We start from the raw sequence: 22,244 nt of genomic DNA, 5'->3' as shown, positions 1-22,244 counted from the left end.
CTTTCTCTATAAAAACCAAAAAGGGGACGCAAGCGCCCCCCACCTGTTTAATCTTCGTCCATAGATAGAACGGACATGAAGGCTTCTTGCGGTACCTCTACTGAGCCTACCATCTTCATGCGTTTCTTACCTTCTTTTTGCTTCTCGAGCAACTTCCGTTTCCGAGAGATGTCTCCCCCGTAACATTTCGCGAGAACGTTCTTCCGTAATGCTTTAATCGTCGAACGCGCGACAATCTTTGTTCCGACTGCTGCCTGAATCGGCACTTCGAACTGCATCCGCGGAATCAATTCTTTCAGCTTATCAACGATGACCTTTCCACGTTCGTACGCGAAGTCACGGTGAACGATGAAGCTGAGCGCATCGACGTTTTCGTTATTAAGAAGGATATCCATCTTGACGAGACGCGACTGTTGATAGCCAATCAATTCATAATCAAGTGACGCATATCCTTTTGTACTCGATTTCAACTGATCAAAGAAATCGTAGACGATCTCAGATAACGGCAATTCATAGGTGATTTTGACACGTGTCGTATCGATGTATTGCATATCGACGAATGTTCCGCGTTTCTTCTGACACAACTCCATGATTGCACCAACGTAATCATTCGGTGTCATGACAGCAGCCTTAACGAACGGCTCTTCAATGAATTCAACTTTTTGCTGATCCGGCATCTTCGATGGGTTATCAACATGCAAGACTTCACCCGCTGTCGTCGTCACGTGATAGATAACGGACGGTGCCGTCGTGATCATATCGATGTTGAATTCACGTTCGATCCGCTCCTGGATGATTTCCATGTGGAGCATCCCGAGGAATCCACAACGGAATCCGAATCCGAGTGCTTGTGATGTCTCTGGTTCGAACTCAAGCGCCGCGTCACTAAGTTGTAGTTTTTCAAGCGCTTCTCGTAAATCGTTGTATTTCGCAGCATCGATTGGATAGAGTCCACAGTACACCATCGGATTCATCTTACGGTATCCCGGCAGCGCTTCAGCAGCCGGCTGTTTCGCGAGCGTAATCGTATCCCCGACACGTACATCGCCGACCGTTTTGATCGAGGCCGACAACGTTCCAACATCACCAACTGTCAATTCTTGCTGACGTAATGGTTTTGGTGTTGCGACAGCAAGTTCAAGGACTTCGAAATCCTTACCTGTCGACATCATTCGGATTTTATCGCCGACTTTAACTGTTCCGTTGACGACTCGAATCGAGGCAACGACACCACGATACGCATCATAGTACGAGTCGAAGATCAATGCTTCAAGCGGTGCAGAGGGATCACCCGTCGGAGCTGGTACTTTCTCGACGATCTGTTCGAGAATTTCTTCAATGCCGATTCCGGCTTTCGCGGATGTCGGAACGGCTTCAGACGCATCAAGTCCGATGACATCTTCGATTTCTTGACGGACGCGTTCGACGTCTGCAGAAGGCAAATCGATTTTGTTGATGATCGGGAGGATTTCGAGATCGTTGTCGAGTGCTAAGTAAACGTTCGCAAGCGTCTGCGCTTCGATTCCTTGCGCCGCATCGACGACGAGGACAGCCCCTTCACAAGCTGCCAGTGAACGCGAGACTTCATATGTGAAGTCGACGTGTCCCGGTGTATCAATGAGGTGAAGAATGTAATCTTCCCCGTCTTTTGCTGTATACTTCAATTGAACAGCGTTGAGTTTAATCGTGATGCCACGCTCACGTTCGAGCTCCATGGCATCAAGTGTCTGATCTTTCATTTCGCGCGATGTCAACGCGCCAGTTTTTTCTAAAATTCGGTCAGCGAGTGTCGACTTCCCGTGATCGATATGGGCAATGATCGAGAAGTTACGAATACTCTTCTGCCGCTTTAAACGGTCTTCATTCGTCATGTTTAGAGTCACCTTACCTTATTTTCAAACGTACATACGGTTCATTATACCAAAAAGCGCTTCACTGTACTATCTCGTTTTGTTTTACCCGAAAAACAAAATGTGAAGATTCCCTAGACGTCGTATTGCTTTTAAGAAAAACGTTTGCTACAATTGTGTTTGTTCTGTTGAACGATAACTGCAGATATGCGAATATAAATCTCGAATGAGTTTTATTGGAGGTGAATCATCCATGGCTAACATTAAATCAGCAATCAAACGCGTTAAAACAGCTGAAAAACGCCGCGTCGCTAACGTACAACGTAAATCGGCAATGCGTTCAGCGATTAAAGCAGTCGAAACTTTCGCAGCTGAAGGTAACAAAGACCAAGCGGTCCTTGCTTTCGCTACAGCTTCTAAAAAAATCGACAAAGCTGCTGCTAAAGGTCTCATCCACAGCAACAAAGCTGGTCGTGACAAATCACGTCTCGCTAAACTCGTAAACGCACTTTAATTCTTTCCGAAGAATACGGTGATGGGTCGCCACTAGGAGGTATCTCCAGTGGCGATTTTTTTATATGATGTGAAATGGCGGACGAAGGACTCGTGTGAAACGATTCCTTCGTCCGCCATTTGTTGTCTTAGTTGTCGTCTAGACGGTCGATCATGACATAGTGAAGACCAATTCCTTCAATGAGGAACGGTTCTCCAACACGTTCTAGTCCAAGACGCTCATAAAAAGGAAGGGCCGTAACGCGGGCGTTACACCACCAAGCTGTCACTTGTCGTTCTTTCAAGAGACGACGGGCTTCTTCGATCAGCGCCCGACCATATCCTTCACCACGCACTTGTTCACTCGACGCCATGCCACGAAGTTGGTACGTCGCTCCTGGCGCTTGTTCATGTGATTGTTCCGAGAAACTACCGATCGCGACAATTTGTTGTGCTTTTATCCCGCCGAGATGAAACGTCGAGGCACGCGCATCGTCTGGATAAACACACGCTTCACGTGGTTGATGCGGACGCAACACTTCATGCCGTAATGGGATGACTTCTTCTGCTGTTATGAGCTGGACTTCCATCATCATTCTCCTCCTCTATAGTGTCGCTAAGCGAACGATCAACGCATCGAATAGAATCTTCTTATCACCGCGCCCCGTCTTCATGCCTTCATCCGTCGTCGTGATGGCGATGAGTGCTTGCTCGAGCTGCGCAAAGGTAAACCTCTTCGCAGATTGTAATGCCAATTTGATCGCATAGGGATGGGCTCCGACTTTCGATGCGATTTGTCGTTCTCCGTATCCTTGTTCTGCTAATCGTTTCGATAACAGCATCATCCGATATTGCCGTGCCATCAGCCCAAGAAGGGCCAACACTTCCTGTCCCTGTTTTTCAAGGTCACGAATCAAACGGATTGCTGGTTCGAGTTGACGCTTCATCAAGTAGTCCGTTAATTGAAAAACGTTGTCCTCTAATGTCCGCGGAACCAACAAATCGACATCCTCGATTTCGATCGTCGGTCGATCTCCTGCGAACAACATCAACTTCTCCAGTTCGTGCGCTAATGTCCCCCACATCTCAGCAGTCAGGAAAATAAGCCGCTCGATCGCCGGACGTTCCATCCGGTACCCTTTGTCATTGACGGCATCCAGGACGAAGCGGAACAGCTCTTCGGTCGTCGGTTTTTTCGCCTCCAGCACCGTCGCGCGCTCCTTCAATCGTTTAACGACGGTTTTTCGTTCATCGAGCTTTTCTGCTTCGACAATCAAGACAACGACCGCATAGTCTGCCGGTTGTAGGATATAATCTGCTAACCGTTCGAGGTTATGTTGTTTTTTATCTTTTGCTCCTGTCAGAAACGTTGCAGGTTTTGCAACGACGACACGGTAGTCACTCAAGAATGGCACCGTCTCTGCTTCATCAAGCACCGCATCAAGCGGTTGGTCGTTCAAATCGATTTTCATATAATCAAAGCGTTCTCCGTCCGGAAGAGCCGCTTTCACGATTTCACGTTCCCATTCTTCTAACAGATGTCGTTCCGTTCCATATAATAAGTATAAATTCGCTAATTTTCCGTTGACGAGCCAAGGAGTTTTCATCATTCCCACCACATTTCACAGTTTGTTCTTAACTTCATCATAGATAATCCTCTTTTATTCCGCTATACTAGAAGCGGAATCTATTAAGGGGGAATGCAGCATGGCACATTCAGTACGCCCACCAAGTGAAAACGCGTTCGAGAACGATATTCAATCAAAACGCAACGATGCGCTCGACTCTGCCGTTGGTTTTGGTGCATCATTCGGCTTCTTCGCAGTCTTGTTCATCATCGGTGTCGCAATTAAGTTCTTAAGTCTATAATCAGTAAAACAGCAACCTTGGGGGGTTGCTGTTTTTTTATTTTATCATAGGTTCACAGCCCGCTGAAGAACAAGTTACACTCCCGTCCTCATCCGTTCGAAAGACGATCCGATCTGTCCCGATTCGTTCGAGGACGTCCGGATGTGGATGCCCGTATCGATTTTTTCGTCCGACTGACAAGATGACAATCTTCGGATTCGTCTTTCGTAAGAGTTCTTCACCGGTCGACGTGTTCGAACCATGATGACCTGCTTTTAGAATATCGATCGGACCAATCTTTAACTCGTCTTCGATTGCTAGTCCAGCGTCGCCCGTCAGTAAAACACGTTGCTTGGCAATCTGTGCGAGTAATATGATAGACCGATCGTTTTCTTCTTCTTTTCGTCCAGTTGGTGCAAGTACCTGTAACCAAGGACGAATCGTTTGCCCCTTTTGAACGAACTCAACACGCGTTCCAGTGGCTTCGATAGAACGAATCAAATCATTTCGCTTCTCATCCATGTTGTCATATGCACCTAAATAAATGGTTTTCACGCGAACTTGGCGCAGTACACCTAGAAGTCCACCGACGTGATCGTGATCAGCATGTGTCACGATCAGACCGTCAATTTCGGCTTCTCCTCGTGTGAATAAAAAGGGAGCGACGATATGACTACCTGGATCAAACGGACGGAGCAGTGGATGCGTCGTTTGTTGATAAACGCCACCGGTATCCACGACGAATGTCTCTCCTGCTTTCTCAAGCACGATACTATCGCCTTGCCCAACATCTAAAAACGTGACTTGCTCAGGTGCGCGCCACTCGGTGTAGCACCATGCCGCAAGTAAAAGGATCAACGGGAGAACATGCCCCCACCATCTCCGCTCAGCAATGAACCAAGCAATTCCGATTCCGACAACGACGATCGTCAAGACGATCGGAGAAAATGCCGGAACGGCAACCATCGCCAACGGTAAATCCTCCGCCAGTCGTAACACTTGATCCATCCATTGAATCGCATACTGATGCGCGATCTGAAACGTTGAACGAATCGGTAAGAACGGAAGTGTCGCGAGAATGAACGATCCCGGCAGAATCACCCATTCAATCCAGCTACCAATCAATAGGTTCAACAATGGCGACCAAATTGAAACAGTCGTCTGTTCAATCCCCTGCAAAAAGAGGAGTGTTCCAAACTGTGCCCAAGCACTGATCAGCAGCCAGTTCCAAGGACGACGAACCGAACCCATTAGTCGTCTCGACAGCACAAGAAACAGCGTCAGTCCGACCGTCAATTGAAATCCGATATCGTAAATGACAGTCGGTTGAATCGCCAATTGAAAAGCCGCGACCCCTGCAATGACCTCCACCGGATCTAACGGTTTGTGGAAACGACGACCGAGTAACAGAATGATCGCGACAAGAACAGCTCGTGTGACTGGAGGGCTCCACTCCGTCAACCATCCGTAAATCGGCAGTAAGATAAGAACGATATCGAGTCGTTTTTCTTTTGTCATTCTGATTTTTCGTAAGACATACAGCAAACTAAATACTAAAAAAGCGATATGTGATCCTGAGATGACGATTGCATGTAATAAGCCGAATTTCTTAAACCGTTCGAGCGTCACTTGATCTATTAGTCGATCCTCACCAAACACAAGCGCTTCGACGTAGAATGCTTGCTTTTGTGGTAACAATTCTTCGATCCGCTTTAGCCATACTTCACGTACCCGTCTTCCTTCTGCCGCATACCCAGGTGTCCGATGACAGGAATCAAATGAACGGACTTCCCACTTTCCAGCGTAACGATGTGTATGCATGAATTGCTGTTCATCAAACCCTCCAGCATTCGATTGTTGGCGGACATCGAGCGGTTCCGTATTTACGCGACAGGAGTGCCCGATTCGTTCGTATCCTGTTTCTTCTTCCGTAATCGTTGCCGTCAATAGAACCGATTGACCGTTACTCTCTGCCTCATAACGAATTCGATCCCCATTACGCTTCCCTGACAAGATGTCAACAGACGAGACGTCATGCGGTTCAGGTGACAGATGACCCATTCCGATGAATAGGCAACTCAGAATGAACAGAAAAAAGAGACGACCGATTGAAAAAGACCATGATTTCAAGACAGCGAAGAGCATGAGGAGCACTAACCACCAAATCGATTCTTTGATGGCAACGATGAGTAAGAGGACGAACAGCACATGAAGTGGCATCAGTAGACGATCAGGTAGGATTTAAGCGATTCTAACGTCTTTTCCCCAAAGCCCTTCACATCTCCGAGTGATTCATATGTCGCAAATCCCCCCTTCTCCTCACGATAGGCTAAGATCGCTTCTGCTTTGGCGGGACCAATTCCCGGAACCTCCATCAACTGTTCCGCCGTTGCCGCATTGAGGTCAATCAATCCTTTCGGTATCTCTGCTTTTGAGCGTTTCGTTGGTTTTGGCTGACCTTTCCCTTTTTTCACCGGCACGATGACTTCCTGTCCATCAATGAGACGTGCCGCGAGATTCATTTGTCGAATATCGGCTTTTTCAGTCGTCTTTGCTTTTTCGATTGCATCCTTCACTCGATCACCCAAATGGAATTGATAAGGTCCAGGCGCTTCTACTGCTCCTTTTACGTCGACCATGATGAGTTTGTCACGAATCGAGGTGTCCTTTTCTGCTGGCTCTGCTTTTGCCTCTTGTTGTTTATCCGTTAAGGACGGTTGATCGACCATCGCTTCATTTGAACAAGAGGGTAATGGTACGAACAATAAAATGATGAGCAGCAGGACGACGACGAGACCTGCTATCTGTTGCAAACGTGGAACGGTCAAAACGAATCCCTCCTTTTCCCACGACTCTAACAGGTCACTACAGACTTCAGGAAACGAAGGAATACGCACTAACCATTCTTTACAGCACGATCCTGCAGTGTTTCGTCGGATGAAAGTCCTACCATCCATACCGTTACTTTGAATTAGCATCTGTTTCACGAACAAAAAAATCCGTCTCCTTCAAGCAACACGAACGTGTATCGCTAAAAGAAGACGGATGAAATCACTTTTACATTTTTTCGGCAACGAAGAAGATCCGCTCGACTGTCTCAGAAGGAGCGTCCGGTCCAAAATCGCCTGTGACCGCGAGAACCCGGAATCCGGCTTCGCGTAACCATGTTACGTATTGTGCCGGAGGATACGTCCGCTGATGATGCGTTTCATCGACACGCTCATAGCGACCATCCTCCTCCTCGATGAAGAATGTCAGTTCATGGACGACAGAAAGCGGCGCTTCACCAGGATCCGCGAACCAGATATACGAGCTTTGTTCCGCATGTGTCGCGTACGTCTTCCCATTGAACAGCGTCTCCATTTTGTAAGGGGAGTGTGTATCAAATAAGAGACGTCCACCCTCCTTTAGAATCGCTGCTACATGTGTAAACGTCTGTTTGACATCCTCTTCCGTCTGGAGATAATTCAAGGAGTCGCATAGGATCGTCACGGCATCGACAGGTGTCGGCAATTCGATTTCGCGCATGTCTTGCGCCCAGAATTGAATAGTCAATCCTTCTTCCATCGCTTTTTCCTGCGCGACTTCGAGCATCTCTTCAGATAAATCGATCCCGAGCATCTCATAGTGGGCTGCTAATGCAAGCGTCGCCGTACCCGTTCCACATCCGATATCAGCAATTGTACTTCCAATCGGAACGTATGCTTTGACCCAGTCAACCCATTGATCGTAAGGGACGTCTTGCATCAATTCATCATAGATGTAGGCGAACTGTTCGTATGCCATTAGTTGACCTCGACTTCAACCTTTGGAGCATCTGCCCATAGTTTTTCGAGGTTATAGTAATCACGATCGTCACGGTGGAAGACATGAACAACGACGTTTTCAAGATCCGCCAACACCCAACGTGCCGCATCGAATCCTTCGAGGCGTTTGATCGGCAGGTTATGTTCGTGCGCGACTTCTTTGAGTTCACGCGCGATCGCCTGTACTTGTTTTTCTGAATTTCCTTCACAGATGACGAAATAGTCGGCAACTGGTGAGATGCTCGACATATTCAGGACGACGATATCTTCAGCACGTTTATCGTCGATGGCATTTACGATTAATTGTAATTCTTGTTCGACTGTCATAGGACGGTCCCCTTTCGTTTGGCCGCGACGAAGGCATTATAGGTCTCAATCGTTCGCGGAAAGATGATAGCTTGTTTTGTACATAAAAAATGAATCGTCTGACTGAGTGTTGCGATGACGGCGTCCGTCAAATCCTGCTCGGCTACTTCACGAAGCGCTTCGACACCCGAATAACTACGATTCGGCTCAATCGCATCCGCGACGAAGATGATTTGATCAAGTAACGGCATACCAGGTGCCCCTGTTGTATGATTCGCGATGGCCTGATAAATCACGTCTGAATCAAGACCAAGTTCTCGACGCACAAGCTCCGCACCCACTGGCGCATGAAGTAGTTCGTCATCATAGTCAAGTAAGATCCGTTGATTCAATTCGACGGCAATCGAACGCATCTCATTCGTATCGCGGTATTTTGCATAATCATGGAGCATGGCAGCAAGTGTTGCTTCTTCTTCGTCAACACCATATTTAAGAGCCAAGTGTCGTGCCGTCTCGACGACACCTAACGTATGCACATAGCGTCGCTCAGGCAATGTGTTTTCAATGATTTGACGTGCTTCTTCAAGGCGCATATAGATTCCACTCCTCAATCCGTTGTCGAACGGCTTCCGGTACAAGGTAGCGAATGCTCCGTCCGCGCGCGACCCGTTGCCGGATATCCGTCGAAGAAATTTCTAATAATGGCATATCGACCGCTTTCACACGGGCACCACGCGGAATCAAATACCGACTTCCCGGTCGAGCGACGGCACCAAAGACGACTTCCTCGTATAACCGTTCAGCTTGATACCACGTATCGAGACTAACGAGTGAATCTGCGCCGATTAGAAACAGAAACTCATGCTCTGGGTATCGGTGCTTGAGTGCACGAATCGAATCATACGTATAGGAAGGTTCTTTTCGCTCAAATTCAATCGCAGAGACAGAGAAGGCAGGGTTCAATGCAATTGCTTCTTCTACAAGACGGAGACGCTTAGTTGCGTCTGTGACAGTACGTTGTTTATGCGGTGGTACATTTGCTGGTAAAAACCAGACCGCATCAAGTTCGAGTTGTTCCTGCGCTTGTTCGGCAATCAGGAGATGACCGATATGCGGAGGGTCGAACGTTCCGCCCATCAGTCCGATTTTCATCGTGGCAATTCGAGCGTCTTGTTCTCTTTTGATTCTTTATAGAGAACGATGACTTTTCCGATGACTTGAACGAGTTCAGCATTCGTTCCTGCGACGAGTTCTTGTGCGACATCCTTTGGTGCGTCCGCACAATTTTGTAGTACTTGTACTTTCAAGAGCTCCCGCTTTTCGAGCGCATCCATCAAATCAGCGCACATCGCTTCACCGACTCCATTTTTACCGACTTGGAAAATCGGGTTTAAATCGTGAGCTGTCGCGCGTAAAAAACGTTTTTGTTTACCTGTTAACATGATTAAAATTCCTCCAATTGCTTTCGTATCACCTGCTCGCCAAGTGCGAGATCAGGTGCTTGTCCGGTGAAACGTTCAAATGCTTCAGCCGCTTGTAAGACGAACATCGGGACGCCGTCGAGTGTGTCGAGACCTTTTTCAGTCGCTTCACGTAATAGACGGGTCGGCGTCGGTCGATAAATAATATCACAAATCAAAGCGTTCGTCTCTGTCAATTCAATCGGACGTGCTTCGACATGTGGCGCCATCCCGACAGAGGTCGTATTGATGATGACGTCGTAACTCGTTAAATCAAATGTTTCGTGCCATGGTAAAACGTGTGTTCCGAATTCATCGGCAACCACCCTAGAGCGTTCTTCTGTGCGGTTCGTGAGCGTCACATCTCCCGGTAGCGCAGCAATGATTCCTCGTGCTGCACCGCCCGCACCAAGGACAAGTGTCTTTTGAAATGACGGACGACGTTCTGTCAACGCACGGACGAATCCGATTCCATCTGTATTCGCACCAATCAACTGCCCATTCTTCCAGTATACCGTGTTGACGGCACCCGCTTTTTGAGCTGCCGGCTCCAGCCGATCCAGGTACGGAATGATTGCTGTCTTATGGGGAATCGTCACATTGATTCCATCTAGCTGATGCGTACGTAATTTCGTAATGATTCGTGGCAATTCATGCTCCGTTACATCGATAAGGTCATAACAGCCGAAAAGCCCAGCCGCTTCCAGCCAAGCTGTATGCAGCTCAGGTGAAAGTGAATGGGCAATCGGATGACCGATGACGGCAAAGCGCATCAGACGAGCGCCTCACGTAAAGATACAGCGACACCTTTCGGGGCATAAGCAGCGACACGTCCACCTTTTCCATGAACCGCAACCCACCCGAGTCCACTGAAGACGATATCCGTCTTCATGTTGTCGCGAAGACTGAATTCATGACGGACGAGCGGAGGTAGCATCTCACGCGTCTTTTCGTTCGGCGGAGACAACAGCTCACCGTTATGGTTCGCATATAGATCGTCTGCTTTTTCAAGCTTCGTCCGGTGAACTTTCAATTCGTTCGACATATAGATGACGAATGAACGCTTGTTCCCTTCCATATAGTCCAATCGCGCAAGACCTCCAAAGAAGAGCGTCTGTTGCGGATGGATTTGGAAGACTTGCGGCTTGATCTCTTTTTTCGGTGTGATCAGCTTCAAGTCCTTCGCATCAACGTAGTGAGCCATTTGGTGATGATTAATGATCCCCGGTGTATCATATAGGTTACAGTTATCGTCAAGTGGGATGTCGATTAAATCTAGTGTCGTTCCTGGGAAGTGACTGACCGTGATGACGGCCTCATCCTCTTCACCGAAACGTTTGATGACTTGGTTGATCAGGGTCGATTTCCCGACATTTGTACAACCAACGACATAGACGTCGCGTCCTTTTCGATAATAATCGATTTTCTCAGCAAGTTCATCGACCCCGTGACCTTTTTTCGCACTGATCAGATGAACGTCAACTGGACGTAATCCAAGTTCTTTCGATGCTTGACGCATCCAGTTCATGAGACGGTTCGGATTCAGTGACTTCGGTAATAAATCGGCTTTGTTCCCGACGAGTAAGACATCATTTTTTCCGACGAACCGATGTAATCCCGGTAACCAGCTTCCATTAAAATCGAAGATATCAACGATTTTAACGACAAGTGCATCTTTTTGACCAATTCCGTCTAAGATTTTAACGAAATCATCGTCCGATAAAGATACATCTTGAATTTGATTGTAGTGCTTTAATTTAAAACAACGTTGGCAAATGACCATTTCACGATCAAGTGCAGATTTAGGTGCGTATCCTGGTGCTTTTGTGTCTTCCGTTTGAATGGCGACACCACAACCAGCGCAGTGGATTTCTTCGATCATATTATGTTGAGCCGCATGCGGGAATGATTTCCCTTCTCTTTTCACCGTAGCGCCCTGCTCGCTACTCCAAGAGCGTAACTTCCGACCTCTCGCCGTACATGTTGCGACTACTGCCTTCCCTTTCATCTACCGATCTGACAGGGTTATTGTTGCTTATCCTGACGAAGTGTTTCGATCGGATGCTTCAGTGCAGAAGGATCTTCCTTGACGCGTTGTGTCAATTTATAGATTCCTTTGCGTTTCATCCGGTGGAAAATGACACGTTCCATCAGGCGATTGAATTTCGTGACGACACCGTCCGTCTTAACGACGGGTTGAACGTGGATGACTTCGATTCCAACGGAGTTTGCACCGAGTACATCCGTGAAGAGTTGGTCTCCTAAGAAGACGACTTCTTTCGCGTGATAGCCGAATTCCGTCAATGCCCGTTTAAACCCGATAGGAAGCGGTTTTCGAGCAGGCGCAATATAATGCAGTCCGAGTGGATCCGCGAACTTCTTAACGCGGTCTCCGTTATTGTTCGATACGATGATGACGTCAAAACCATATTGATTATTCACCATATCCAGCCAAGCAACCAATTCGTCTGGAGCATCTGCGATATTCCATGCGACGAGCGTATTATCAAGATCGGTCAAAATAGCTTTAACACCGTTTCGTTTGAGCATTTCAAGGTCGATATCGTAGATCGAAGCCACGAAATGTTTCGGATAAAGTCGTTTGAACAAGAATAAAACCTCCAGATAATGGTCTAGCTCTATAGTTAAGTTTAAGAAACAGTTATGCTCTTATCGTTCGATTATAGCACAATCAGGTAGCAAGAGCGACGCACAAAAGAAAACGGGAGGCGAACCTCCCGTTTTCTTAATAATACCGAATCCACAAATAGAGTTGGGATAGGATCAACGTCACAATCGTGATCGGTGCTCCGTAAATCAAAAAGCGCATATAGGTGAATTTTTCACCTTGTCGTGTCGCAAGACCCGCGACAATGACGTTTGCCGATGCACCGATCAATGTCCCGTTACCACCGAGACATGCACCGAGTGCGAGGGACCACCATAAAACATCCACTTTCGCATCTGCTGGTGTAAGTCCGATCCCAGCAGCGACATCATTGATGAGCGGGATCATTGTCGCGACAAACGGAATGTTGTCAATCGTCGCACTCGCGATACCGGACAACCAAAGAACAGCAGTTGCTGTCGTCTGAATGTCACCGCCTGTCAAATCAATCGTCTTCTCCGCAAGATATCGAATGATACCGGCTTCCTGAATTCCACCAACAAGTACAAATAGTCCGGCGAAGAAAAAAATCGTCGTCCATTCAACACGTGCAAAGATTCCTTCTAGCTGATGATCGTTTTCAATCGTTAGCAACATCAGGACGGTCGCTCCAAGAATTGCGATCGCTGGTGCTTCGAGATGGAGTCCGATTCGATCAAGCATCGGATGCAATACGAAGAGTGCAATCGTACTAACGAGTACGACACTACTCCGCGTGACGAGTTTTCGACTGACAATATAACTCTTTTCATCGATTTCCATCAATTTTTGTCGATCTTCTGCCTCGACATGCAGTTGCTTCCGGAAGACGAAGTACAGAATGCCGATCGTCACGACCGTAATGATCAGGATGATCGGTGCAAGATTCAGCAAAAAGGCATTGAACGTTAAGTGTGGATTCGCGGCACCGATCATGATGTTCGGTGGATCGCCAATCAAGGTCGCCGTCCCACCGATGTTCGCAAATAATACTTCGGCGAGCAAGAACGGAAACGGCGCGATTTTAAGTATCTTTGTAATCGAGAAAGTGATTGGGACAATCAATAAGACTGTCGTGACGTTATCCAAAAAGGCAGATCCAAGTGCCGTCAATGCGGATAATAGAATCAACACTTTGATTGGGTCGCCTTTTGTTGTCTTCGCTGCACGAATCGCAATATATTCAAACAATCCAGATTGATTGGCAATCGTAACGAGAATCATCATCCCAATTAATAAGACGATTGTTCCCCACTCGATGTATTCAAATAATGCAGTCTCGAGATCCACAATGCCGACGATGACCATCGCGAGCGCTCCGAGTAGAGCGACGATCGCCCGGCTTACTTTTTCACTGATGATGAAGCCATAGGTCACTAAAAAAATGATAAGTGCGATATATGTCTGGACCTGTGTACTTCCGATTTCTGCTAATGCCATTGCCGGCATGATTCATTCCTCCTAAACGTAAGGAGACGCCCTGAACGGGCGCCTCGCTCTCATGAATGCCATTGTCCGAGGCGTTGCCCCATTAAAACTGGTCCAATCGCTTGTGTATCTAATGTCAATGCATCTTTCGGACAGATCAGGACGACCGTTGAACCGAAAGAAAAGTATCCGAACTCATCTCCTCGACGAAGTTCCTTTGCTTCGTTTGTCCGAACGATTGAGTTGACGTTGAGTGCACCGACCATGACATGTTCAAGTGCATGTTTTCCTTGGACGATACGTGTCACGCGACGATAGTTCCGTGTCAATGGACGAAGCGCATGTGTGAGACCGATCTCATTCACCGGTGCCGAATCCCGACCGAGCGTATAACTGGTCCGGATCGTTCCGTCCATCGGTACATGGACACGGTGGTAGTTTTGCGGACTCAAGTAAAAGATCATCACACGTCCCCCGACATATTGTTGCGCCTCGTGATGGGAACCGAGTAACTCTGATACCGTATACGATTGTCCTTTGACGGTAAAGCGGCTATCAGCCGTCAAGTCGTCAACGACAGACAACATACCGTCACACGGACTGACGAATGCGCCTTCTGATTGATCAATTGGTCGCATTTCCGGTTTGACATGACGAATGAAAACGTCATGTAAACTCGAATACGCTTCTAAATTCCGAGTCGCTTCTGCCATATTCAAATCATATGCCCGAACGAACGGACCGATGAACGGACGACTGACCCGGCTCATCGCAAACCGTTTCAGTTGTTTGGCAACAAGCGGGTGTCCATTTAACTCGAACACGCGAGAGTAGAACCATTTTTTAATCATTGAGATCACCGGACGATTCTTCTTTTGAATCCTTTACTTCTTTTCCAGCAAAGAACTCTTTATAGCTGTCTTCTGTTTGTTCACCAGCTACCCGTCCGACTTCCTTACCGTCCTTAAAATGAACGACCGTCGGTGTACCCTCGATGCCAAACGTGTCCCAAGCTGACTGTTCGAAAGCAAGATCGATTTGTTCGAACGGAATGTCTTGTTTTTCACCAAGCGGAACAAGATATGGTTTTACTTTTTCGCAGTGCACGCATCCCGTTTGATAGAAATACGTATAGAATTCGTCACCGGATTTTACTTTATCCGAGACTTGTGTAGCTGTTAGATTGCCATTCTTCGATGCGGAATCATCACGATCCGTGAAGACGAGCAGTAATCCCCCAACCAATACGATCAAGGCAATGACTCCCGCTGTAATCCAGTTCGCTTTGGATTGCGGTTTTTTCGTGTTTTTTCGTTTCGACTTCTTTGACACGTCTATCCCTCCGTCATTCTGGTATAAGCCATTTTTTCTGAATCATTATAGCATGACCATTCGCAAGAATCGTATCGATTTGCAAAGCGTCATCAATCAGTAACAGATCAGCACGTTCTCCGGTCGCTACCTGCCCACCCGGAACGCCATATGCATCCGCGACATGTCGCGTGATCGTCGAAATTGCCTGATCAAAAGCAACACCATGCTCTACTGCATCGCGCACGGCTTGCATCAAGGAAGATGGTTTTCCTGTATCGATTCGCACTAATCGACCTGCATCATCAAACGCCGGAAGACTTGCACCAGCGTCGCTCGACATCGTGATCTGCTCGGGTGGGATTCCCGCTGCTAGAGCACGGGCAACAGCCTGCCCTGCCGGAATCTCTCCTTCATCAACGAAGCTTTCTGTCGTACACGTCGTGAAATCGATTCGTCCGCCCTGTTTCGCCCAAGCGAGTCCCGCCTCAAAAATCCGTTCACTCCGATTGATATGCGTCGGGAGAAATTGCCCTATTGGAATATCAGTCGTTTCAATCACTTCATGTAATAAATCAAGCCCTTGTTTCCCGTCTCCGATGTGGACGTTCATCGTTCCCGACACGCCTTTGACCATGCCGGCGATTCGAGCCTCTGATGCTAACCGCGCGAGTTCATGGGCAGTCGGCTGTGTCGATCGGTGATCATTGATGGCAATCTCTCCGATGCCAATCACTTCATTGATGAGGACGATATCATGCCCTGTCGAATGTGTCAGGAAGACGGGTGGCACCATGTAACTTCCGCTCAAGAGAAAGGGACGAATACCGGATGCGGCATATCCTCGTATGTGTGCCAGTAGATCAATTCCGGTTCGCGTCCAGCCATCTGTTCCGAGCAATCCGACGACTGTCGTGACACCGCCTTCGAATATATCACGAACAGTCAACGGAGCCGTTCGCGTGGCAAATCCACCTTCTCCACCTCCACCGATCGGATGTAAGTGTCCGTCGATGAATCCGGGAACTAGCCGTTTGCCGCGACCATCAATCCGGTGTGTAATCAGTGCTTCATCTATGGTATAGGAACCGATTCCGATGATCTGATTTCCTGCTATGTAGATATTTTGCGGCATCTGTTGCCACATGACCTGTTCGATAACGATCATCGCTCATTCCTCCTTAAGACAAAAAGCGAGCCTATCGTCCAAGTGACGATATCTCGCTTTTCCTTATTCTGCCTTAGTCCCTTGACCAAGACCTAAATCTTCATTGACGGCATCGAGTGCGAAGACGACAAGTGAAGTGACGACAGACATCGCTGTCGCGAATCCAAAGCTATACGATACTGCATCAACCGCTGATACGATGAACACGGCTGTGTTCACGAGTAAGAATGACCAAAAGAATGTAACGAGAAAACGCATGATTTCCCCTCCGTTTCCATAACGTACTATAGTGTTGTCCTACGATTTGTAGTATACCATTTTTTAATCTAAGCAACAGCCTTTCTCCGTTTTTTTCAAACGCTTTCTTTTCCTTGAAAAACTTCATCAATTCATACAGGCGACTGTCACTTCGTATGCTACAGTAGAACTAACGAAAAGAAAGCGGAGGATTTCATCATGACTCGTCACTTAATTGCTGTCGATCTCGACGGCACCCTTTTAAAGGATGATAAAACGATCAGTGTGGCGAACATCGCTGCGCTTCAACGTGCACGTGCAAACGGTCACGAAGTCGTCATTGCGACAGGACGACCGTTCCGTCACGCTCGAAAATATTACGAACAGCTTGGATTAACGACACCGATCGTTAATTTTAACGGTGGTCTCGTCCATCACCCGCAGAATGTTCATTTTGAAGTCCAGCACCATCCAATTCCACTCAAGACCGTCCAACATATTTTGGAATCCGTCGCTGAAACAAAGACACAAAATATCGTTTGTGAAGTCACGGATCATGTCTATTTTCAATATGATCCAGTCGGTATCTACGAATTTTATACCGATCATGCCTTGTCTGTCACAACAGGAGATTTACGAAAAGTACTTCTTCACGAACCAACGTCACTTTTGATTCATGCTAAAGGAGAACATGTCGATGAGATTCGTTCCGAACTATCCGGTGTCCATGCTGAGACAGTACTTAATCGTCAATGGGTAAAACCTGAATTCATGGTCGAAGTGATGCGAAAAGGTACAAGTAAGGCGATCGGTCTTGCTCACATCGCGCATCATCTCGGGATTGATTCCCGACAGATCGTCGCGTTTGGTGATGAGGAAAATGATTTGGAAATGATCGAGTATGCTGGTCATGGTGTTGCAATGGGAAACGCCATCCCTGCCTTAAAACACCTGGCAAATGGCACGACGAAGCGAAACGAGGACGATGGTATCGCGTACTATTTAAAACATGTCTTAGGACTCGCATGAAGAGATACGAAAAGGCACTTGCTGCATATCGCAGAGCAAGTGCCTTTTTCATTATCCTTTTCGGAAGTATCCGACGACCGAGTCCGTCGCGACGACGTTGATGAATACTGTCTCGTCCGCTTCCCGACAAATCCGTTCGATATCCCGCAATTCGTGACGCTCAATGACCATCATCAACGTCGCTTTCTCAGCTCGTGAATACGTACCGATCGAAGGAATCTGCGTGATTCCACGAATGATGTGCTGATGCAGAGCCGTCGTGATGTCATCCGCATGATTCGTGACAATAAAAATCGTCAAGCGTTGGTTACTTGTATGAATCTCATCGACGACCTTAGAAGTCACGTAGATGAAGACGATCGTATATAAGGCAGTCGACCAGCCGAACAACGCACCTGCTAATAATGCGATCAAAAAGTTCAAGACGAACAGATATAAGCCGACACTGCGATCGGAGAAACGGGCAAAGATGAGGGCGACGATATCAAACCCACCCGTTGAAGCACCGAATTTAATCGTGATACCGGTACCAATCGCAAGCAAGACCCCTCCAAACACTGCATTCAGTGTCTGATCACCTGGTATGACAGCATATTGAGGAATAAGACCAATAAAAATTGTCGTTGCCAGAACCGAAATCAACGTGACGATTGTAAAACTCCGACCTAACATGATCCATGCAAGCACGATCAAAGGTAAGTTCAGCGCTAAGAACCAAACGTTTTCACCAAACGCAAACGCTGTATTTTGAAGAACTTGCGTCAAGATTTGGGCAAGTCCTGTAAATCCAGTCGAATAAACACCACTTGGAATCAAAAACCAGTTCATGGCAACGGCAATGACGAATCCTCCGATCGTAGCCACGATCACTTTTAACATACTTTCCTTTACTACTGCTGTCACATGCCGTTCTCCTCTCATTCATAACTATCTTGAAACACTTTAGCACATTCAAATGTCGTCGGATAGTCAAGATTTCCAAAGATTGATGTTCTTTTTCATGATGGCGTTTTCATTTGTGACAAAGGTGTCCTCTAATTCGTTTTACACAAAAAAAGAACTGACTTGGCATCAGTTCTTTTTCATCGTATTTATACTGTCATCGAAGCAGGCACCGTAATATTTCCTCCTGCCGGAACTTCTACAGTCGTTCCATGAACGTTTAAGCTGAATGCTTCGCCTTCCGTCTGAGTGATTTCGACGGCGTTTGGCTGAACATGGACATGGATATGATGACCGCGCCACTGCATCCGGAACGCATAGCTCGTCCAGCCTTTTGGCAACATCGGCTTAAAGGACAACGTATCGTTCGCTACCCGTAATCCAGCGAATCCATGGACGATCGACATCCAAGATCCAACCATCGACGTGATGTGTAATCCGTCTTCTGTATCATTGTTGTAGTTATCGAGATCAAGTCGTGCCGAACGTTGGTACAATTCAACTGCCTTTTCCTCATAGCCGACTTCCGCTGCAATGATCGAGTAGATACATGGAGATAATGATGATTCGTGAACCGTACGTGGTTCATAGAAATCGAAGTTCGCTTTCTTCTCTTCTAGACTGAAGCGATCCGTCAAGAAGTAGAGACCTTGCAGGACATCTGCCTGTTTAATGAAGACAGAGCGAAGGATCCGGTCCCAAGACCAATTCTGGTTCAGCGGAAGATGTTTTGGATCGAGTTCAGCGATCAAGATTTGTTCCTTATCCATGAAGCCATCCTGTTGCATGAAGATACCAGGAGCTGCTTCATCTTTTGGATAATACATCTTCGCGTCGATATCTGCCCACTTCGCCAGTTCCTCATCCGTCAACGCTAATTGATGCATGAGTTCTTGCAGACGTTCTGGCTCTTCTTGTGCCAAATGACGGTGGACGGTCTGCGTATATTCGAGACACCATGCCGCAATCAGGTTCGTATACCAGTTGTTGTTGACGTTGTTCTCGTATTCGTTTGGTCCCGTCACGCCAAGAATCATGTAGACGTCCTTATGCGCGACGTAATTGACACGGCTTGCCCAATAACGAGCAATCTCGACTAACACTTCAAATCCGTATTGTCCGAGATACGACGTGTCCCCCGTGTAGTTCGTGTAATTATAAATCGCATGCGCAATCGCGCCGTTCCGGTGAATCTCCTCATGCGTAATTTCCCACTCGTTGTGGCACTCTTCTCCATTCATCGTCACCATTGGATAAAGCGCCCCCTTCATCCCGACATTCTTATCCGCGTTTTCTTTTGCTTGCGGTAATTGATTATGTCGATATTTGAGTAGGTTCCAAGCCACTTCCGGCTTCGACGTCGCGAGGTAGAAGTTCAAGCAGTACGCTTCTGTATCCCAATACGTCGCACCGCCATACTTTTCGCCCGTGAATCCTTTCGGTCCAATGTTGAGGCGTGAATCTTCGCCTGTGTATGTCTGGAACATATGGAAGATATTAAATCGAATCCCTTGTTGTGCTTCGACATCTCCTTCAATCTTCACGTCTGCTTCTTCCCAGTGATGCAACCACGCTGCTTCATGTGTCGCAAGTAATGTATCAAATCCGGATTCGAAAGCGGTATGAACCCGTTTCATCGCTTGTTCCAATAATGCGTCGATGTCATAGTCACGATTCGTTACGAGCGCAACGAATTTCTCGACAGTGACACCTTCTCCGACTACTGCTTGTTTCGTAAAACGATTCGCGACATACTGCGTATTGCCGTCAACGACTTCACAACGTGCGCCTTCGACATCCGTGATCATAGCTGCTGTCACATGCCAATCAAGCTTTTTCGTCTTCGACGTGACGTAACCAAAACGCTCTTCGATTCCGTGTTCAACGGGAAGCCAGAACTTCTCATCATAGTTTGAGTCTTCATTCTCAACATCCGCATCGAGATACGATTCAATGATGATCTCTGCTTCGAAATTGACAGGTGTTACCGTATATTGCAAGGCTGCGATTTCTTTATCGACAATCGAGAAGAAACGTTTGGATTCAACTTTTATTTCCTCTTCCCCATGTTTCAACAGCATCGTCCGTGACAACACACCGTGTTGCATATCGAGTTCGCGTTTGAAGTCGACGACTTCCCACGTGTTCAAATCAACTGCTTTTCCATTAACGGATACTTTTAAGCCCATGATATTGACAGCATTGAGTACTTTCGCGAAGTATTCCGGATAACCATTTTTCCACCAACCAACACGTGTCTTATCTGGATAATAAACACCTGCGACATACATGCCTTGATGTGTATCCCCTGTGTACTCTTCTTCAAATGTACCGCGCATTCCCATATGACCGTTTCCGATCGATGTCATCGATTCTGCTAGTCGATTATCTTCTGGATGAAAACCAAGCTCTGTAATTTTCCACTCATTGACCTCAAAAAGTCGTTTCATCGTCAAGTCGCTCCTTTTATGCTAAACATGTCAGCTAGCCTGATCATGTAAGCGTTTCATCTGTACTCTACATTCTTTATTGTACACATAAAAAGCTTCAATGCAATCGTTTGCACGAAAATAAATTTCTTTTTCTGCAACCGCTTCCTTTTACTAGGAATAGATGTCTCTTGCATCAAAAAAAGTCTATGATTAAACCCGTCGGTTTAAACATAGACTTTCGTTTCATGCTTCGGATTTTCCGCCACAAGACTGACGGACGACAAGATAGTGTGGGACAATGACGCGTTTCCCATAAGGCGTCGCATCTTCATTGATTTGTTCAATCAAACAATTCGTTGCTTCAAAGCCAAGTCCAAAGATATTGATTTCGACAGAAGTCAACGGTGGACTTGAGAATTCTGCGATGAACAAGTTATTGAAACTGACGACAGCCATTTGATTTGGTACACTGATGCCCATCTCATTGAGCGTACTCATGACACCAAGTGCCATCATGTCGTCACTGACAACGACAGCGGTCGGTGGGTGTTCAAGTGACATTAGTCGTTTGACTGCTTCAGCCCCTCCTGTCGTCATAAATGGTGCGCTGACAATATAAGACTCTTGAATTGGAATGCCCTCTTCCATGAGAGCCGTCTTGTATCCGCCGACACGCTCTTGCGTCACGGCTAAGTCCTGTGCGCCACCTACGAATGCGATGCACTCGTGTCCGAGTTGATGCAAATACTTCGTTACCTCTCGACCTGCCAGATAATTATCCGTATCGACATACGTGACGTGCGACGAATCACTGAATGGTTTCCCGACGACGACGAACGGGAACTTCGAGTCTTGCAAAAATTGAACGACTTTATCATCCGTTCGGGAATAAAGAACGACGACACCATCGACGCGGCGACCCTGAACCATCGAGACGACACCTTCGTACACCTCTTCTTCCGAGACACCTGTCGTCATATAAAGCGAATATCCATTTTGATGCGCTTTTGTACTAATCCCTCGAATGACTTCCGAAAAGAATGGATTTTGAAGCGTTTTTGTTGCGGCACTCGGCATGACGAGACCAATCGCTTGTGTCGTCCGATTCGCTAGACTGCGCGCATGAACGTTCGGATAGTATCCGAGTTCATCCATCGCCTGTCGTACCCGTTCTTTCGTCTTTTGACTGATACGCGAACTGTTCGCGATGACGCGTGATACCGTCGAGGGTGCGACATTTGCCTCCCGTGCTACATCCTTGATTGTTACCTGCATCCCCTTCACCTCA

24 protein-coding genes are annotated in these 22,244 nt (G+C 47.1%); 3 read left to right on the top strand and 21 right to left on the bottom strand.

Annotation, left to right across the window (positions count from 1 at the left end):
• Positions 1–47 precede the first annotated feature (47 nt).
• Complete coding sequence (gene lepA / locus ACN9MT_RS04110; protein WP_056060060.1) at positions 48–1,871, bottom strand: translation elongation factor 4; 1,824 nt, start codon at positions 1,869–1,871, stop codon at positions 48–50.
• Between the two features lie 232 nt (positions 1,872–2,103).
• On the opposite strand from lepA, the gene rpsT reads away from it, so the two are divergent.
• Positions 2,104–2,364: a 30S ribosomal protein S20 gene (gene rpsT, locus ACN9MT_RS04105; protein WP_023467434.1), complete on the top strand. Its 261-nt coding sequence runs from the start codon at positions 2,104–2,106 to the stop codon at positions 2,362–2,364.
• Positions 2,365–2,491: 127 nt separating this feature from the next.
• Here the strand turns inward: rpsT and ACN9MT_RS04100 are convergent, their stop codons facing one another.
• A complete protein-coding gene (locus ACN9MT_RS04100; RefSeq protein ID WP_035409297.1) occupies positions 2,492–2,935 on the bottom strand; it encodes a GNAT family N-acetyltransferase in 444 nt (147 codons plus the stop codon).
• Between the two features lie 12 nt (positions 2,936–2,947).
• The gene (holA, locus tag ACN9MT_RS04095; RefSeq protein ID WP_023467432.1) at positions 2,948–3,949 is read right to left on the bottom strand and encodes a DNA polymerase III subunit delta; all 1,002 of its coding nucleotides are present in this window, start codon (positions 3,947–3,949) and stop codon (positions 2,948–2,950) included.
• A 100-nt stretch (positions 3,950–4,049) separates the two neighbouring features.
• On the opposite strand from holA, the gene ACN9MT_RS04090 reads away from it, so the two are divergent.
• Positions 4,050–4,211 carry a YqzM family protein gene (locus ACN9MT_RS04090; RefSeq protein ID WP_023467431.1) on the top strand — a complete coding sequence of 54 codons (162 nt, stop codon included), beginning with the start codon at positions 4,050–4,052 and terminating at the stop codon, positions 4,209–4,211.
• A 36-nt stretch (positions 4,212–4,247) separates the two neighbouring features.
• Here ACN9MT_RS04090 and ACN9MT_RS04085 read toward each other — a convergent pair whose 3' ends face one another.
• From ACN9MT_RS04085 to ACN9MT_RS04015, 15 genes are all read right to left on the bottom strand, one after another.
• Positions 4,248–6,410, bottom strand: a complete 2,163-nt coding sequence (locus tag ACN9MT_RS04085) for a DNA internalization-related competence protein ComEC/Rec2 (RefSeq protein WP_426272818.1) — start codon at positions 6,408–6,410, stop codon at positions 4,248–4,250.
• Positions 6,410–7,018 carry a helix-hairpin-helix domain-containing protein gene (locus ACN9MT_RS04080; protein WP_035409301.1) on the bottom strand — a complete coding sequence of 203 codons (609 nt, stop codon included), beginning with the start codon at positions 7,016–7,018 and terminating at the stop codon, positions 6,410–6,412. The genes ACN9MT_RS04085 and ACN9MT_RS04080 overlap by 1 nt, the downstream gene beginning before the upstream one ends.
• Before the next feature lie 229 nt (positions 7,019–7,247).
• Entirely contained in the window at positions 7,248–7,976 is a 729-nt protein-coding gene (locus ACN9MT_RS04075) for a class I SAM-dependent DNA methyltransferase (protein WP_035409303.1), read from the bottom strand.
• On the bottom strand, positions 7,976–8,323 hold the full coding sequence (gene rsfS / locus ACN9MT_RS04070; RefSeq protein ID WP_023467427.1) for a ribosome silencing factor: 348 nt from the start codon (positions 8,321–8,323) through the stop codon (positions 7,976–7,978). The genes ACN9MT_RS04075 and rsfS overlap by 1 nt, the downstream gene beginning before the upstream one ends.
• Positions 8,320–8,895: a bis(5'-nucleosyl)-tetraphosphatase (symmetrical) YqeK gene (gene yqeK, locus ACN9MT_RS04065; RefSeq protein ID WP_035409306.1), complete on the bottom strand. Its 576-nt coding sequence runs from the start codon at positions 8,893–8,895 to the stop codon at positions 8,320–8,322. Before yqeK ends, rsfS begins: the two co-directional genes overlap by 4 nt.
• Complete coding sequence (gene nadD, locus ACN9MT_RS04060; protein WP_426272817.1) at positions 8,885–9,454, bottom strand: nicotinate-nucleotide adenylyltransferase; 570 nt, start codon at positions 9,452–9,454, stop codon at positions 8,885–8,887. The genes yqeK and nadD overlap by 11 nt, the downstream gene beginning before the upstream one ends.
• Positions 9,451–9,744, bottom strand: a complete 294-nt coding sequence (yhbY, locus tag ACN9MT_RS04055; protein WP_023467424.1) for a ribosome assembly RNA-binding protein YhbY — start codon at positions 9,742–9,744, stop codon at positions 9,451–9,453. Before yhbY ends, nadD begins: the two co-directional genes overlap by 4 nt.
• Positions 9,745–9,746: 2 nt before the next feature.
• Positions 9,747–10,535 carry a shikimate dehydrogenase gene (gene aroE / locus ACN9MT_RS04050; protein ID WP_035409309.1) on the bottom strand — a complete coding sequence of 263 codons (789 nt, stop codon included), beginning with the start codon at positions 10,533–10,535 and terminating at the stop codon, positions 9,747–9,749.
• Positions 10,535–11,644, bottom strand: coding sequence for a ribosome biogenesis GTPase YqeH (gene yqeH, locus ACN9MT_RS04045; protein WP_023467421.1), 1,110 nt, complete (start codon positions 11,642–11,644; stop codon positions 10,535–10,537). The genes aroE and yqeH overlap by 1 nt, the downstream gene beginning before the upstream one ends.
• 143 nt (positions 11,645–11,787) lie before the next feature.
• Positions 11,788–12,372 (bottom strand): YqeG family HAD IIIA-type phosphatase, encoded by a 585-nt coding sequence (locus ACN9MT_RS04040; protein ID WP_035409311.1) that lies wholly within the window; start codon positions 12,370–12,372, stop codon positions 11,788–11,790.
• A gap of 136 nt (positions 12,373–12,508) precedes the next feature.
• Entirely contained in the window at positions 12,509–13,849 is a 1,341-nt protein-coding gene (locus ACN9MT_RS04035; protein WP_035409769.1) for an ArsB/NhaD family transporter, read from the bottom strand.
• Positions 13,850–13,908: 59 nt separating this feature from the next.
• Entirely contained in the window at positions 13,909–14,688 is a 780-nt protein-coding gene (locus tag ACN9MT_RS04030; RefSeq protein ID WP_290753160.1) for a phosphatidylserine decarboxylase, read from the bottom strand.
• Positions 14,681–15,169 (bottom strand): thioredoxin family protein, encoded by a 489-nt coding sequence (locus ACN9MT_RS04025; protein WP_035409313.1) that lies wholly within the window; start codon positions 15,167–15,169, stop codon positions 14,681–14,683. The genes ACN9MT_RS04030 and ACN9MT_RS04025 overlap by 8 nt, the downstream gene beginning before the upstream one ends.
• 13 nt (positions 15,170–15,182) lie before the next feature.
• Positions 15,183–16,316 (bottom strand): beta-aspartyl-peptidase, encoded by a 1,134-nt coding sequence (iadA, locus tag ACN9MT_RS04020; RefSeq protein WP_290786524.1) that lies wholly within the window; start codon positions 16,314–16,316, stop codon positions 15,183–15,185.
• A gap of 63 nt (positions 16,317–16,379) precedes the next feature.
• On the bottom strand, positions 16,380–16,574 hold the full coding sequence (locus tag ACN9MT_RS04015) for a YjzD family protein (protein WP_035409317.1): 195 nt from the start codon (positions 16,572–16,574) through the stop codon (positions 16,380–16,382).
• A 198-nt stretch (positions 16,575–16,772) separates the two neighbouring features.
• On the opposite strand from ACN9MT_RS04015, the gene ACN9MT_RS04010 reads away from it, so the two are divergent.
• The gene (locus tag ACN9MT_RS04010) at positions 16,773–17,582 is read left to right on the top strand and encodes a Cof-type HAD-IIB family hydrolase (protein ID WP_056060040.1); all 810 of its coding nucleotides are present in this window, start codon (positions 16,773–16,775) and stop codon (positions 17,580–17,582) included.
• A 51-nt stretch (positions 17,583–17,633) separates the two neighbouring features.
• Here the strand turns inward: ACN9MT_RS04010 and ACN9MT_RS04005 are convergent, their stop codons facing one another.
• From ACN9MT_RS04005 to ACN9MT_RS03995, 3 genes are all read right to left on the bottom strand, one after another.
• Positions 17,634–18,485 carry a YitT family protein gene (locus ACN9MT_RS04005; RefSeq protein ID WP_035409321.1) on the bottom strand — a complete coding sequence of 284 codons (852 nt, stop codon included), beginning with the start codon at positions 18,483–18,485 and terminating at the stop codon, positions 17,634–17,636.
• 188 nt (positions 18,486–18,673) lie between these two features.
• Complete coding sequence (locus tag ACN9MT_RS04000) at positions 18,674–20,974, bottom strand: glycoside hydrolase family 65 protein (RefSeq protein WP_426272816.1); 2,301 nt, start codon at positions 20,972–20,974, stop codon at positions 18,674–18,676.
• Positions 20,975–21,199: 225 nt separating this feature from the next.
• The gene (locus ACN9MT_RS03995; RefSeq protein ID WP_426272815.1) at positions 21,200–22,231 is read right to left on the bottom strand and encodes a LacI family DNA-binding transcriptional regulator; all 1,032 of its coding nucleotides are present in this window, start codon (positions 22,229–22,231) and stop codon (positions 21,200–21,202) included.
• Positions 22,232–22,244: the final 13 nt, after the last annotated feature.

The organism is Exiguobacterium sp. R-17 (assembly GCF_049913315.1).
Lineage (GTDB): Bacteria > Bacillota > Bacilli > Exiguobacteriales > Exiguobacteriaceae > Exiguobacterium_A.
Note: the sequence above shows the minus strand (reverse complement) of the source record. Positions and strands in the feature narration are given on the sequence as shown.